This is a genomic window from Pseudomonas putida, assembly GCA_041071465.1.
GTDB lineage: Bacteria > Pseudomonadota > Gammaproteobacteria > Pseudomonadales > Pseudomonadaceae > Aquipseudomonas > Aquipseudomonas putida_P.
Map to the genome: position 1 here is coordinate 3,410,479 of CP163498.1, position 14,325 is coordinate 3,424,803.

Genomic DNA, 14,325 nt, shown 5'->3' on the forward strand with positions numbered 1-14,325 from the left:
CGCCGCAAGGCCGGTAGTGATCGGGTGAACAGGTATGAATGACTTACCGATCGAAGGTTTCGCGACCACCAACGAGAACTCGGCGATGGTGCTGTTGGTCGACGATCAGGCAATGATCGGCGAAGCGGTGCGGCGTGGTCTGGCCAATGAGGACAACATCGACTTCCACTTCTGTGCCGACCCGCACCAGGCGGTGCTCCAGGCCATGCGCATCAAGCCTACGGTCATTCTCCAGGACCTGATCATGCCTGGCCTGGACGGTTTGACCCTGGTGCGCGAGTACCGCAACAACCCGGCGACCCAGGACATTCCGATCATTGTCCTGTCGACCAAGGAAGACCCACTGGTCAAGAGCGCGGCGTTTGCCGCCGGGGCTAACGATTACCTGGTCAAGCTGCCGGACACCATCGAACTGGTGGCGCGTATCCGCTACCACTCGCGCTCCTACCTGACGCTGCTGCAGCGCGACGAGGCCTACCGCGCCTTGCGCGTCAGCCAGCAGCAACTGCTCGATTCCAACCTGATGCTGCAGCGGCTGATGAACTCCGATGGCCTGACCGGGCTGTCCAACCGCCGCCATTTCGACGAGTACCTGGAGCTGGAATGGCGCCGGGCGATGCGTGAACAGCAGCAGCTGTCGTTGCTGATGATCGACGTGGACTACTTCAAGGCCTATAACGACAGCTTCGGCCACCTGGCCGGCGACGAGGCCTTGCGCCAGGTGGCCGAAGCCATTCGTGGCTCGTGCTCGCGGCCGACCGACCTGCCGGCGCGCTATGGCGGTGAAGAGTTCGCCCTGGTGCTGCCCAACACCTCGCCAGGCGGGGCACGCCTGGTGGCCGAAAAGCTGCGTCAAACCGTGCTTGGCCTGGGCATCCCGCATACTGCGCCGGTGGCCGAATCGTTCCTGACCGTGAGCATTGGCCTGGCTACCCAGACCCCGGCCGTCGGCAGCCATTGCCGGCAGCTGATCTCGGCAGCGGACAAAGGCCTGTACCAAGCCAAGAACAGCGGGCGTAATCAGGTTGGCATCGCCTGAGCAGGATTGCGCGGACCGTGTAGGCGCGGTGCAGCTTTCTGAACAGACTACCGCCCGGCGGGTCTGCCGCCATGCAGCGGACTCGGTTATACTCGCAGGCTTTTCACCGAATTCGTGCGAGTAGCCAGCCCATGGAAATCCAACCGATCCTGAACACCATCAAGGACCTCACCGAGCGTTCCCAGTCCATTCGGGGGTATCTTTGACTACGATCACAAGCATGACCGCCTGATCGAAGTCAACCGCGAGCTGGAAGACCCCAACGTCTGGAACAAGCCCGAGTACGCCCAGGCCCTGGGCCGCGAGCGTGCCATGCTGGCGCAGGTGGTCGAGACCCTGGACAAATTGTCCAACGGCCTGGGTGACTGCCAGGACCTGCTCGACATGGCCGTCGAGGAAAATGACGAAAACGCCGTCGGCGACGTCGTGGCCGAGCTGGAAGAGCTGGAAGAAAACCTGGCCAAGCTTGAGTTCCGTCGCATGTTCAGCGGCGAGATGGACATGAACAACGCCTACCTGGACATCCAGGCCGGCTCTGGTGGTACCGAAGCGCAGGACTGGGCCAACATCCTGCTGCGCATGTACCTGCGCTGGGCTGACAAGCGCGGTTTCGACGCCACCATCATCGAGCTTTCCGAAGGTGAAGTCGCCGGCATCAAGGGCGCCACCGTGCACATCAAGGGCGAGTACGCCTTCGGCTGGCTGCGTACCGAAATCGGTGTGCACCGCCTGGTGCGCAAGAGCCCGTTCGACTCCGGTGCCCGTCGCCACACCTCGTTCTCGGCAGTGTTCGTGTCGCCCGAAATCGACGACAAGGTCGAGATCGAGATCAACCCGTCCGACCTGCGCATTGACACCTACCGCTCCTCCGGTGCCGGTGGTCAGCACGTGAACACCACCGACTCGGCCGTACGTATCACCCACGTACCGACCAACACCGTGGTGGCGTGCCAGAACGAACGCTCCCAGCACGCCAACAAAGACACCGCCATGAAAATGCTGCGGGCCAAGTTGTACGAGCTGGAAATGCAGAAGCGCAACGCCGCATCGCAGGCGCTGGAAGACAGCAAGTCGGACATCGGCTGGGGCCACCAGATCCGTTCCTACGTACTGGATGACTCGCGCATCAAAGACCTGCGCACAGGCGTAGAGCGCAGCGACTGCCAGAAAGTGCTGGACGGCGACCTCGACCAGTACCTGGAAGCAAGCCTCAAGCAAGGGCTGTAAGCCGCACTCCACTGCCGCGATACCTGGCTGCCCGCCGGTATCGCGTGCCCTGCCCGAAAAGGGCAACGAATACCTGATGGAAAGAATGACGACATGAGCGACCTCAAGACCGAATCGCAAGACCTGCAACAGGAAGAAAATGCCCTGATCGCCCTGCGCAAGGAAAAACTTGCCGCCGAGCGCGCCAAGGGCAACGCCTTCCCCAACGACTTCCGTCGCGACAGCTACTGCAACGACCTGCAGAAACAGTACGCGGACAAGACCAAGGAAGAGCTGGAAGCAGCCGCGATCCCGGTCAAGGTTGCCGGCCGTATCATGCTCAACCGTGGCTCGTTCATGGTTATCCAGGACATGACTGGCCGTATCCAGGTCTACGTCAACCGCAAAACCCTGCCCGAAGAAACCCTGGCTGCGGTCAAGACTTGGGACCTGGGCGACATCATCAGTGCCGAAGGCACCCTGGCCCGTTCCGGCAAGGGCGACCTGTACGTCGAAATGACCAATGTGCGCCTGTTGACCAAGTCGCTGCGCCCGCTGCCCGACAAGCACCACGGCCTGACCGACACCGAGCAGCGCTACCGTCAGCGTTACGTCGACCTGATGGTCAACGAAGAAACCCGCCACACCTTCCGTGTGCGTTCGCAGGTGATCTCGCACATCCGCAAGTTCCTCATCGAGCGTGACTTCCTCGAAGTCGAAACGCCGATGCTGCAGACCATTCCAGGCGGCGCGGCGGCCAAGCCGTTCGAAACTCACCACAACGCCCTGGACATGGCCATGTTCCTGCGCATCGCGCCGGAGCTGTACCTCAAGCGCCTGGTGGTGGGTGGCTTTGAAAAGGTGTTCGAGATCAACCGCAACTTCCGTAACGAAGGCGTTTCGACTCGTCACAACCCTGAATTCACCATGCTCGAGTTCTACCAGGCCTACGCTGACTACCGCGACAACATGGACCTCACCGAGGAACTGTTCCGTGAGCTGGCGCAGCTGGTACTGGGCAGCACCGACGTGCCGTACGGTGACAAGGTGTTCCACTTTGGCGAGCCGTTCGTGCGCCTGTCGGTGTTCGACTCGATCCTCAAGTACAACCCCGAGCTGACCGCTGCCGACCTGCAGGACGTCGACCGCGCCCGCGACATCGCCAAGAAGGCCGGTGCCAAGGTGCTGGGCCACGAAGGCCTGGGCAAGCTGCAGGTGATGATTTTCGAAGAACTGGTTGAGCACAAGCTGGAGCAGCCGCACTTCATTACCGAGTACCCGTTCGAAGTGTCGCCGCTGGCCCGTCGCAACGACGACAACCCAGCCGTTACCGACCGCTTCGAGCTGTTCATCGGTGGCCGTGAAATCGCCAACGCCTACTCCGAGCTCAACGATGCCGAAGACCAGGCCGAGCGCTTCCTGGCCCAGGTGGCCGAGAAGGACGCCGGTGACGACGAAGCCATGCACTACGACGCCGACTTCGTGCGTGCACTGGAGTACGGCATGCCGCCGACCGCCGGTGAGGGTATCGGCATCGACCGCCTGGTGATGCTGCTGACCAACTCGCCGTCGATCCGCGACGTGATCCTGTTCCCGCACATGCGTCCGCAGGCCTGAGTGATTTGAACGAGCCGCCTTTCGAGGCGGCTTTTTCTTGCCTGAAGCTTTATGTTGTTTGTACTGGCCTCTTTGCGGGCACGCCCGCAAAGAGGCCGGCACTGATGAAACGTTGTCCAATGAGGTATACCCGTGACACCCGCCATGCCTGACCAGGGCGCCGCCGGCATTGCCACCGCCGTCGCCGAAAGCGTGCAATACCAAGGGCGCAAGACTGCCCGCCAAGGCAGCGAACAGCGTCGCCAGCTGATCCTCGACGCCGCCATGCGCATCGTCGTGCGCGATGGTGTACGCGGCGTGCGCCACCGCGCAGTGGCCGCCGAGGCTGGTGTGCCATTGTCGGCCACCACCTACTACTTCAAGGACATCGAGGACCTGCTCACCGATACCTTCGCCCAGTACGTCGAGCGGAGCGCGGCCTACATGGCCAAGCTGTGGGCCAACACCGAGGTGGTGTTGCGCCAGTTGCTGGCCCAGGGCGATGGCAGCCAGCAGGCACGGGCGCGGTTGGCCGACGAAGTGGCGCGCATGACCGCTGACTATGTGCAGCGGCAACTGCTGAACCGCCGTGACTTCCTGATGGCCGAGCAGGCCTTCCGCCAGGAGGCGCTGCTTTGCCCGCGCCTGGCCGAGCTGGTGTGCGCCCATGAGCAGATCCTGTTGCACGGCACCCGGCAATTGCTGCAGGTAGTGGGTTCGCGGCAACCGGAACAGGACGCCCAGATGTTGACGGCGATTATCGAGCAGATGGAATATCAGGGCCTGCTCAAGGATGCGAATGCGCAAGCCGATGGGCAGATGCTCGCTATGCTTACCCGATACCTGCAGCTTGTGCTGGCATCGGCCTGAGCCGAGATCGACTTTTCAAGGAGAACCTGATGAAAGCCTGGCGTGTGGTGTTGTTGACTCTGTCATTCCTGCTGCTGGGCGGTTGTCTGGTGACCTTCCATGAGCCATTGCCCAGCAACCAGGCGGCGCCCAAGGCCCTGCTCGGCAAGTGGAGCAGCAAGGACGCCTGGGCGAGCCGCTGAAGCTGACCATCAGCCGCAGCGGTGGCGATGCCTACAAGGCAGTGGCCACGGCCAAGGGCAAGGCCCCTGAAGAATACGTGTTCACTGTGTCGCGCCACGGCAACCGCTGGTACCTGTCGGCTGGTGTGCCCAAGCGCCTGGGTGGCAACTTCCTGATTGGCGGTTTCGACATCGTCGATGGCAAGGAACTGGTGGTCTACAACCTGGATGTCGAGCAGGTGCAGCAGGCGGTGGACAAGAAAGAACTGACCGGGCGTAGCACCGAGGTGCCAGAAGACAACGGCGATGGCGTGTTGATCGACAGCCCGTCGGCGCGGGTGCTGGCGTATCTGGACGACCCGGCCAACTCCGACCTGTTCGTCGAGGTGGCGCGGTTCCAGCGCTCCGGCAAATGACCGTGTTGGCTTCCTCGCGGGCAGGTTTCTTGTACTAGAAAGGAGTCCCCGGTGGACGAATACCAGCAAACCATCCGCGCCCTGTCCGACCGCATCGTCGCGGCGCAGACCCCGATCCGGGTCCTGGACGCGGTGAAGTGGGACGACAACATTCGCCAGGGCTTCCTCAAGGCCAAGGGCAAGGAGCCGCCGGCGGTTGACCGCGCCTACTACCAGTCGCGCCCGCTGTCGTTCGACTCCAGCGCGGTCAAGGCCGAGTTTCAGGGCATCGAGCGCGACATCATTCGCCAGCTCGGCCAGTTCAACCCGGTTGGCCAGATCATGAAGCGCATGTGCCGCGAGTACCGCATGGTCGTGCGCATGCTCGAAGCGCGCGGCACCGAGGACTTCGGGTTGATCTCCCAGGAGCTGTACGGCGCGGCCTCGGATGCCTTCCACGCCGGTGACCCGACCCTGGCCGACCTCGGCATGATGTTCTCAGACTACCTGAACAACATTGACGGCCGTGGCGACCTCAAGGACGAACCCAAGAATCTGACGGCCAAGGAGGCCGTGGACATTCTCCAGCGCCGGCTGAACAAGGTGTTCGGCGAGGCCGAGGAAACCATTCGCGTATTCGAGTCTGACGGCATCGTCGCCGATGCTGCGGCCGGTGCCGACTACATCAAGGTGCGCGCCGACGCCATGTTCAACGTCCGCGACGTGCGCGCCCTGGAGGTGCACGAAGGGCTGGTGCACGTGGGCACCACACTGAATGGCCAGAACCAGCCTATCTGTACCTTTCTGGCCAAGGGCCCGCCCTCGTCGACGGTGACCCAGGAAGGCCTGGCCATCCTCATGGAAGTGATCGCCTTTGCGTCCTACCCCAGCCGCTTGCGCAAGCTCACCAACCGCACCCGCGCGATCCACATGGTCGAGGAGGGCGCCGATTTCCTCCAGGTGTTCAACTTCTTCCGCGAGCAGGGCTTCGAGATGGCGCAGAGCTACAGCAACGCCAGCCGGGTGTTCCGCGGCTCGGTGCCCAATGGCCTGCCATTCACCAAGGACTTGTCCTATCTCAAGGGCTTCATCATGGTTTACAACTACATTCAGTTGGCCGTGAAGAAGGGCAAGCTCGAACAGATCCCGTTGCTGTTCTGTGGCAAGACCACCCTGGAAGACATGCGCACCCTGCGTCAGCTGGTCGAGGAGGGTTTGGTCGAGCCACCCAAGTACCTGCCCGAACAGTTCCGCGACCTTAACGCGCTGTCGGCCTGGATGTGCTTCTCCAACTTCCTCAACCACCTGAGCCTGGATCGTATTGAAGCCGACTACGCGAACATTCTCTGAGTGCTGCCGCCTGCTGGCCCTGGGCTTGGTTCTGCTGGGGCTTGGCGGCTGCAGCAGCCTGCTGTTCTACCCCGAGCGTGGCCAGGCCTTCACCCCTGAGCGGGCCAAGCTGGCGTATCGCGATGTCACCCTGAACACTGCTGATGGCCTGCGCCTGCACGGCTGGTGGCTGCCGGCCAAGGCCGGGTCGATGTCAAAGGCACGGTGCTGCACCTGCATGGAAACGGCGGCAACCTGCCTGGACACCTGGGGGGAGCTACTGGCTGCCGGAGCAGGGTTACCAGGTGTTGATGATCGATTATCGCGGCTACGGCTTGTCCCAGGGCCAGCCGAGCCTGCCGGACGTGTACCAGGACATTGCCGCCGCCATGGTTTGGCTGGACCAGGCACCCGAGGTAAAGGGCAAGCCACTGGTGCTGCTGGGGCAGAGCCTGGGTGGCGCCATGGCCATTCATTATCTGGCGGCCCACCCTGAGCAGCGCCAGCGCTTCAGCGCGCTGGTGTTCGATGGCGTGCCGGCCAGTTACCGCGAGGTGGGGCGCTATGCCCTCAGCACCTCGTGGATGACTTGGCCGCTGCAGGTGCCGCTGTCGTGGCTGGTGCCGGACGGCGACAGCGCGATCCGTTCGATCGAGCAGCTGAGCAGCCCGCCCAAACTGTTCTTCCACAGCATCGACGACAACCTGGTGCCGATGGACAACGGCATTCGCCTGTACCAGCACGCACCAGCACCAAGGGTGCTGCAACTGACCCGAGGCGGCCATGTACAGACCTTCGCTGACCCGACCTGGCGCCAGGTGATGCTGCGTTTCCTTGATGATCCCAGCCATTTCAACGGCCTGCGGCGGCTTGCCGAAGTGCCCAATTTCCCTGACGAGAAGAACAAGCAATGAGTGAAGAACGCAACGCCATCCCGCTGATCCTGACCGGCATCGGTAGCATCATCGTGACGGTGGGGGCTTTGTGGTACTACGGTTACCTGCATTTCGCCAAACCCGAGGATGCCCTGTTGCTGCAGGACTTCACCATGCTCAAGACCATCCCCGGCGAAGACTACAAGGTGTCGCTGGACCCGGCGGCGCAGGTGGCCCAGTGTGTGGACGGCGTGCTGGTGCTGTTCGACACCCAGCAAAAAGGCCTGACCGGCGTGCTGGTGGACAACCGCAAGCGCGCCGTGCGTTGCATGGGCGAGGAAACCCCACAGCAGGTGCAGTGATGTTGCCTGTATCGGCCCCGTAGCGGGCGTGCCCGCGAGAGGTCGGAACAGGCAAAAGAAAGCCCCGCGTCGATCGCGGGGCTTGTCATTTCAGCTGGCCAGTCTTACTGCTGGGCCTGACTCACCGTACGCGGTGCCACCGGCTGGTTGTCGTTGGAGATGGTCACCTCCACCCGACGGTTTTGCGCCCGCCCCGAGTTGCTGCCGTTGTCCGCTACCGGGTACTCCTTGCCATAACCCTGGGACACGATGCGTGCAGGGTCCACGCCGGCGCGCACCAGTGCCATGCGCACGGAGCCTGCGCGGCGTTCGGACAGGCTCTGGTTGTAGTTGGCCGAGCCGACACTGTCGGTGTAGCCCTCGACAATCACCTTGCGCTCCGGGTTTTCCTGGAGGAACTGGGCCAGCTTGGTGATGTTCGGGTAGGCGTTGCTCTTGAGTTCGGCTTTGTTGAAGTCGAACAGCACGTCGCCGAAGGTCACCAGCGTACCGCGGTCGGTCTGCTTGGCATTGAGGCTGTCCTGCAGCTTGGCGATCTGCGCGTCGCGGGCATCCAGCTTGGCCTGGGCACGCTGGGCCGAGGCATTTTTCAGCTCGCCTTCGGCGGTGCGCAGGGCAATGGTCTGTTTCGCCACTTCAATACGTTGGTTGGTCAGGTAGGCGAGCTGGTCGACCTGCTTCTGGTCTTCACGGTCCATGTAGGCCTTGTCGGCCTTGTTCAGCCAGTCCTGGGCGTCCTTGGTCTCCAGGGCCGCGACCTTGCTCGATTGCGGGTCGCTCTGCAGCGAGGAGAAATTGGTGCGGGCCGCTTCCAGGTTGGCATTCGGGTCGTGCGAGCAGGCAGCGAGACCGACGCTCAGGGCCAGCAGGGCGGGAATCATGACGTGTTTGCGCATAGTGTTCATCCTTTGATCGTGTGCGAAGGCTAAGGTTGGCGGGGCAGGGCTCACTGAGCGCTGCGCAGGCCTTCCTCACGTACGTCCTGAATGCCCTGGCGGGCATCCTGCACGGCCTTCTGGGCCTTGGCCGCCTGGGCCTTGCGTTCGGCGAGGCGTGCGTCCCACTCGGCCTGTTGGGCCAGGCGCTTGGCCTCGTCGTACTTCTTGTCATGCATGGCGATCTCGGCCTGCTTGAACTTGTCCTGGGCCGCTTTCATTTCCACGGCGGCAAACTCGGTACCGCCAGCACTGACGGCGGAGTTCACAGCAGACTGGGTAACGGCATACTGCTCGGTGGGTGGGTTGCCCGCACAGCCGGCCAGGACCAGGCTACTGCCGAGGGCCAGCGCGGCCAGCTTGAACCCGCGCACATGAGTGGATGACAGTTTGCGGGTGCGGGTCTTCATGATGGTCAGCTCCATTGGATCACTCCTGATAACGACGATGTCCGTAGCAGTCCATCGCTCAATCCCTGACAAAACCGCGCGCTTCAGCTCAACGGTGCACGAGGGCAGTGTGCAGGGTTTTAGCGTGATGGCTATTGGCTCCGACTCGACCGTTTTTCGAATGGTTCAGAAAAAAATGCGCTGCGAGCGGATTTTTTTCTGACTGATTGGTCAGCGAGGATTTGCTGGAACTTTCTCGGCCGAGGGCGGTATTCCGGGCCTTTCAGGGGCCCGGAACATGGAGGGCAGGCTATTTTTCGTTATCGACGGCAGTGTTGCTCAAGCTGTGCAGGTGCTGGCGCGACAGGGTGAGAAAGCGTGGAGTAGGGCCGACATCCTCGTACAGCGGGTCGCCTTCTTCATCGGTGGCGATGACCTGCCGGCCCTGCACATAGGGGAAGCTGGCTTCAAGTTCTTCGAGGGCGGCGGCGACCAGTTCGCCGAGCAGTTCTTCGGCGGTGCGCTTGGGGTACATGTCGATCAGCGCGGCCAGGCGCGCCTCGGACTCCAGGTCCAGATGCAAGACATGCCCTGTGCGACTGAGCGTGCCAGCGGCATTCTGTTCCCAGTGCTGGGCGAGTTCACGGATTTTCATGATGACCTCTGGTTACGCCTGCTAAGGCTGCATGGCATGGGAGTGCTGTGCTTTCACTTTAGTTTGCTTTGACCGATCACGGCTTGCCATGGCTGCGCGGCAAGGGGCACTCTTTGACAGAGCTGTGTACAGGAGTGCGCCAGAGCCGCGCCAAAGAGAGGGCCAATGACCGATATCGATGTGCGTTTGCGTGAAGATGTCCATGTGTTGGGTGAACTGCTTGGCGAAACCATTCGCCAGCAGCACGGTGATGCGTTCCTGCAGAAGATCGAGGACATTCGCCACAGTGCCAAGGCCGACCGCCGTGGCCCCGGTGAGCAACTGAGCTCGACCCTGGCGGACCTTGCCGAAGACGACCTGTTGCCTGTGGCCAGGGCCTTCAACCAGTTCCTCAACCTGGCCAACATGGCCGAACAGTACCAGTTGATCCGCCGCCGCGACGCCGATCAGCCCGAGCCTTTCGAAGCGCGGGTGTTGCCTGAGTTGCTGGCGCGTCTGAAGCAGGCTGGCCACAGCAACGATGCCTTGGCCCGACAACTGGCCAAGCTCGACATCCAATTGGTGCTCACCGCTCACCCCACCGAGGTAGCCCGCCGCACGCTGATCCAGAAATACGACGCCATTGCAGGTCAACTGGCCGCGCAGGACCACCGCGACCTGAGCCCGGCCGAGCGCCAGCAGGTTCGCGAACGCCTGCGCCGGCTGATCGCCGAAGCCTGGCACACCGAAGAAATCCGCCGCACCCGCCCCACGCCGGTAGACGAAGCCAAGTGGGGCTTCGCAGTGATCGAGCATTCGCTGTGGCACGCCATCCCCAGCCATCTGCGCAAGGTCGACAAGGCCCTGCTGGAGGCCACTGGCCTGCGCCTGCCGCTGGAGGCCGCGCCAATCCGCTTTGCCTCGTGGATGGGCGGTGACCGTGATGGCAACCCCAACGTGACCGCTGCCGTCACCCGCGAAGTGCTGCTGTTGGCGCGCTGGATGGCCGCCGACCTGTTCTTGCGCAACATCGATGCATTGGCTGCGGAGCTGTCGATGCAGCAGGCCAACGACGCCCTGCGCGAACGGGTCGGCGACAGTGCCGAGCCTTACCGCGCCGTGCTCAAGCAACTGCGCGACCGCTTGCGGGCGACACGAGCCTGGGCGCACTCGGCCCTGGCCAGCAACCAGCCGGCCGGTGCCGAGGTGCTGGTGGATAACCGCGACCTGATCGCGCCGCTGGAGCTGTGCTACCAGTCGCTGCATGATTGCGGCATGGGTGTGATCGCCGAGGGGCCGCTGCTCGACTGCCTGCGCCGCGCCGTTACCTTCGGCCTGTTCCTGGGCCGCCTGGACGTGCGCCAGGACGCTGCCCGCCACCGTGATGCGCTGACCGAGATCACCGATTACCTGGGCCTGGGGCGTTATGCCGATTGGGACGAAGAGCAGCGAATCGGGTTCCTCCAGGCCGAGCTGAAAAACCGCCGGCCGCTGTTACCTGCGCATTTCAAACCGCAGGCGGATACCGCCGAAGTGCTGGCCACTTGCAGAGAAGTCGCCGCCGCGCCGGCTGCCTCGCTGGGCTCGTATGTCATCTCCATGGCGGGTGCCGCCTCGGATGTGCTGGCCGTGCAACTGCTGCTCAAGGAAGCTGGCCTGACTCGCCCCATGCGCGTGGTGCCGCTGTTCGAAACCCTGGCCGACCTCGACAACGCCGGCCCGGTGATGCAGCGCCTGCTCGGCCTGCCGGGCTATCGCGCCGGCCTGCGTGGCCCGCAGGAAGTGATGATCGGTTACTCGGACTCGGCCAAGGACGCTGGCACCACCGCCGCTGCCTGGGCACAGTACCGTGCCCAGGAAAACCTGGTGCGAATCTGCGCCGAGCATCAGGTCGAGCTGCTGCTGTTCCACGGCCGTGGCGGCACCGTTGGGCGCGGCGGTGGCCCGGCGCATGCGGCGATTCTGTCGCAGCCACCGGGTTCGGTGGCGGGGCGTTTTCGCACTACCGAGCAGGGCGAAATGATCCGTTTCAAGTTCGGCTTGCCGGGTATCGCCGAACAAAACCTCAACCTGTACCTGGCGGCCGTACTCGAAGCCACACTACTGCCACCTCCGCCACCGCAGCCGGCTTGGCGCGAGTTGATGGACCAGTTGGCCGCCGATGGTGTGAAGGCTTACCGCAGCGTGGTGCGGGAGAACCCCGATTTCGTCGAGTACTTCCGCCAGTCGACGCCAGAACAGGAGCTGGGGCGCCTGCCGCTGGGCAGCCGCCCGGCCAAGCGCCGCGCCGGGGGCATCGAAAGCCTGCGGGCCATCCCATGGATCTTCGGCTGGACCCAGACCCGGCTGATGTTGCCGGCCTGGCTGGGCTGGGAGACCGCACTGAGCAACGCCTTGGCCCGTGGCCAGGGTGAGTTGCTGGCGCAGATGCGCGAGCAGTGGCCGTTCTTCCGCACCCGCATCGATATGTTGGAAATGGTGCTGGCCAAGGCCGATGCGCAAATTGCCGAGGCCTACGACGAACGTCTAGTGCAACCGCACTTGCTTCCTTTAGGTGCGCACCTGCGCGACCTATTGTCGCAGTCGTGCCAGGTGGTGCTGGGCCTGACCGGGCAGCCGGTGCTACTGGCGCACAGCCCCGAGACGCTGGAATTCATCAGCCTGCGCAATACCTACCTGGACCCACTGCACCGCCTGCAGGCCGAGTTGCTGGCTCGCTCGCGCAGCCGCGAAGCCGCTCTGGACAGCCCGTTGGAGCAGGCCTTGCTGGTGACCGTGGCGGGTATTGCCGCCGGGTTGCGCAACACCGGCTGAGGGCATGCCCGGGCCATGCCTGGCGAGTGCCGAGCAGGCCCGGCACAAGGACGGGGAGGGTGGTTGCGCCGGGCGCAACCGCCAGTCTGCTGAGCCGCAAGTGGCGCATTCCTGCAACTTTGGGACGCTTGTCTGGCTGCCGAGCGCTGTGTATCTTGAGCAGCCTTCTGACCGATTTATGGTCATACCCGATTTTCCGGACTTGGCCCTGGTTGCCGAATCCATTGAATTTCATAAAAAAATTTGAGGAGCACGAGATGCGCGTAATTCTGCTGGGAGCTCCCGGGGCCGGTAAAGGTACTCAGGCAAAGTTCATCACCGAAAAGTTCGGTATCCCTCAGATCTCCACCGGTGACATGCTGCGTGCCGCCGTCAAGGCCGGCACCCCGCTGGGCCTGGAACTGAAGAAAGTCATGGATGCCGGCCAGCTGGTTTCCGACGAGTTGATCATCAGCCTGGTCAAGGAGCGCATCGCCCAGCCTGATTGCGCCAACGGCTGCCTGTTCGATGGCTTCCCACGCACCATCCCGCAAGCCGAAGCCATGGTGGCTGCTGGTGTCGACATCGACGCCGTGGTCGAAATTGCCGTGGATGACGAAGAAATCGTCGGCCGCATGGCTGGCCGCCGTGTGCACCTGGCCTCGGGCCGCACCTACCACATTCAGTACAACCCGCCGAAAGTGGAAGGCAAGGACGACGTCACTGGCGAAGACCTGATCCAGCGCGACGACGACAAGGAAGAAACCGTTCGCCATCGCCTGTCGGTCTACCACACCCAGACCAAGCCGCTGGTGGACTTCTACCAGAAGCTGTCGGCCGCCAATGCTGGCAAGCCGAAGTACAGCCACATCGAAGGTGTCGGTTCGGTCGACGCCATCACTGCCAAGGTCCTGGCAGCCCTGAGCTGATCCTGGATTGACGCACATCGACAACGGCCCGCTTGCGGGCCGTTGTCGTTTATACTGCCGCTCTTTTCATTCGCACCTGGATACCCGTTCGATGACCACCCTGCTGGCCCTGGATACCGCCACCGAAGCCTGTTCCGTCGCGCTGCTGCATGACGGCAAGGTAACCAGCCATTACGAGGTGATCCCGCGCATGCATGCCCAGAAGCTGCTGCCGATGATCAAGCAACTGCTGGCCGAATCTGGCGTGGCATTGAATGCGTTGGATGCCATTGCCTTCGGCCGTGGCCCAGGTGCGTTCACCGGTGTGCGCATCGCCATCGGCGTGGTCCAGGGCCTGGCCTTTGCCCTCGAGCGCCCGGTGCTGCCGGTGTCCAACCTGGCCGCACTGGCCCAGGGTGCGTTGCGCGAGCAGGGCGTGCAGCAGGTGGCGGCTGCCATTGATGCGCGCATGGATGAAGTGTACTGGGGCTGCTACCAGGCTACGGCGGGCGAAATGCGCCTGGTCGGCCGTGAGGCGGTATTGCCGCCTGAGCAGGTGGCTCTGCCGGCGGGCAGCAATGGCGAGTGGTTCGGTGCCGGCACCGGGTGGGGCTACGCAGAGCGGCTGGCGGTGCAGGTGGCGGCCAGCAACCCTGGCGCGTTGCCCAATGCCCTGGACGTGCTCAGCCTGGCGACCTTTGCCTGGGCACGTGGCGAGGCAATCGTCGCCGAGCAGGCGCAACCGGTGTATCTGCGCGATAATGTAGCTACGCCCAAGAAGCACTGAGTGCTGTTCGTCGGTTATCGCCGATCACGCTAAAACCTTTTGTGCG

At 63.1% G+C, this 14,325-nt stretch carries 12 protein-coding genes and 2 pseudogenes; 11 read left to right on the forward strand and 3 right to left on the reverse strand.

Annotated elements, in window-relative coordinates; all coding sequences use genetic code 11:
• The first annotated feature begins 34 nt into the window (after window positions 1-34).
• The 8 genes and pseudogenes from wspR (at window position 35) to AB5975_15785 (ending at window position 7,833) form a co-directional block, all read left to right on the forward strand.
• Window positions 35-1,039, forward strand: coding sequence for a Wsp signal transduction system regulator diguanylate cyclase WspR (wspR, locus tag AB5975_15750; GenBank protein XDR18147.1), 1,005 nt, complete (start codon window positions 35-37; stop codon window positions 1,037-1,039).
• A 131-nt stretch (window positions 1,040-1,170) separates the two neighbouring features.
• Window positions 1,171-2,266 (forward strand): peptide chain release factor 2 gene (prfB, locus tag AB5975_15755; protein XDR18148.1). Its coding sequence is split into 2 segments (ribosomal slippage): window positions 1,171-1,242 and window positions 1,244-2,266, totalling 1,095 coding nucleotides; the frame shifts between segments, so codons are not numbered across the junction.
• 93 nt (window positions 2,267-2,359) lie between these two features.
• Window positions 2,360-3,862, forward strand: coding sequence for a lysine--tRNA ligase (lysS, locus tag AB5975_15760; GenBank protein XDR18149.1), 1,503 nt, complete (start codon window positions 2,360-2,362; stop codon window positions 3,860-3,862).
• Window positions 3,863-4,006: 144 nt separating this feature from the next.
• Window positions 4,007-4,711 carry a TetR/AcrR family transcriptional regulator gene (locus tag AB5975_15765; protein XDR22979.1) on the forward strand — a complete coding sequence of 235 codons (705 nt, stop codon included), beginning with the start codon at window positions 4,007-4,009 and terminating at the stop codon, window positions 4,709-4,711.
• A 29-nt stretch (window positions 4,712-4,740) separates the two neighbouring features.
• A pseudogene (locus tag AB5975_15770) lies at window positions 4,741-5,288 on the forward strand (hypothetical protein).
• A 51-nt stretch (window positions 5,289-5,339) separates the two neighbouring features.
• Window positions 5,340-6,617 (forward strand): flavohemoglobin expression-modulating QEGLA motif protein, encoded by a 1,278-nt coding sequence (locus tag AB5975_15775; GenBank protein ID XDR18150.1) that lies wholly within the window; start codon window positions 5,340-5,342, stop codon window positions 6,615-6,617.
• Window positions 6,589-7,510, forward strand: a pseudogene (locus AB5975_15780) (alpha/beta hydrolase). The gene AB5975_15775 and the pseudogene AB5975_15780 overlap by 29 nt, the downstream one beginning before the upstream one ends.
• Window positions 7,507-7,833, forward strand: a complete 327-nt coding sequence (locus AB5975_15785) for a hypothetical protein (protein ID XDR18151.1) — start codon at window positions 7,507-7,509, stop codon at window positions 7,831-7,833. Before AB5975_15780 ends, AB5975_15785 begins: the two are co-directional and overlap by 4 nt.
• 104 nt (window positions 7,834-7,937) lie before the next feature.
• On the opposite strand, the gene AB5975_15790 is transcribed toward AB5975_15785, so the two are convergent.
• From AB5975_15790 to AB5975_15800, 3 genes are all read right to left on the reverse strand, one after another.
• The gene (locus AB5975_15790; protein XDR18152.1) at window positions 7,938-8,729 is read right to left on the reverse strand and encodes an OmpA family protein; all 792 of its coding nucleotides are present in this window, start codon (window positions 8,727-8,729) and stop codon (window positions 7,938-7,940) included.
• A 50-nt stretch (window positions 8,730-8,779) separates the two neighbouring features.
• Window positions 8,780-9,193: a DUF4398 domain-containing protein gene (locus tag AB5975_15795; GenBank protein XDR18153.1), complete on the reverse strand. Its 414-nt coding sequence runs from the start codon at window positions 9,191-9,193 to the stop codon at window positions 8,780-8,782.
• A 274-nt stretch (window positions 9,194-9,467) separates the two neighbouring features.
• Window positions 9,468-9,812 carry a pilin assembly protein gene (locus AB5975_15800; GenBank protein ID XDR18154.1) on the reverse strand — a complete coding sequence of 115 codons (345 nt, stop codon included), beginning with the start codon at window positions 9,810-9,812 and terminating at the stop codon, window positions 9,468-9,470.
• Window positions 9,813-9,977: 165 nt separating this feature from the next.
• Between AB5975_15800 and ppc the strand changes: the two genes are divergently transcribed.
• The 3 genes from ppc to tsaB all read left to right on the forward strand — a co-directional run bounded on the left by ppc (window position 9,978) and on the right by tsaB (window position 14,279).
• Window positions 9,978-12,605, forward strand: a complete 2,628-nt coding sequence (gene ppc / locus AB5975_15805) for a phosphoenolpyruvate carboxylase (GenBank protein XDR18155.1) — start codon at window positions 9,978-9,980, stop codon at window positions 12,603-12,605.
• A 257-nt stretch (window positions 12,606-12,862) separates the two neighbouring features.
• Entirely contained in the window at window positions 12,863-13,513 is a 651-nt protein-coding gene (gene adk / locus AB5975_15810) for an adenylate kinase (GenBank protein XDR18156.1), read from the forward strand.
• A gap of 91 nt (window positions 13,514-13,604) precedes the next feature.
• Window positions 13,605-14,279 (forward strand): tRNA (adenosine(37)-N6)-threonylcarbamoyltransferase complex dimerization subunit type 1 TsaB, encoded by a 675-nt coding sequence (tsaB, locus tag AB5975_15815; GenBank protein XDR18157.1) that lies wholly within the window; start codon window positions 13,605-13,607, stop codon window positions 14,277-14,279.
• Window positions 14,280-14,325: the final 46 nt, after the last annotated feature.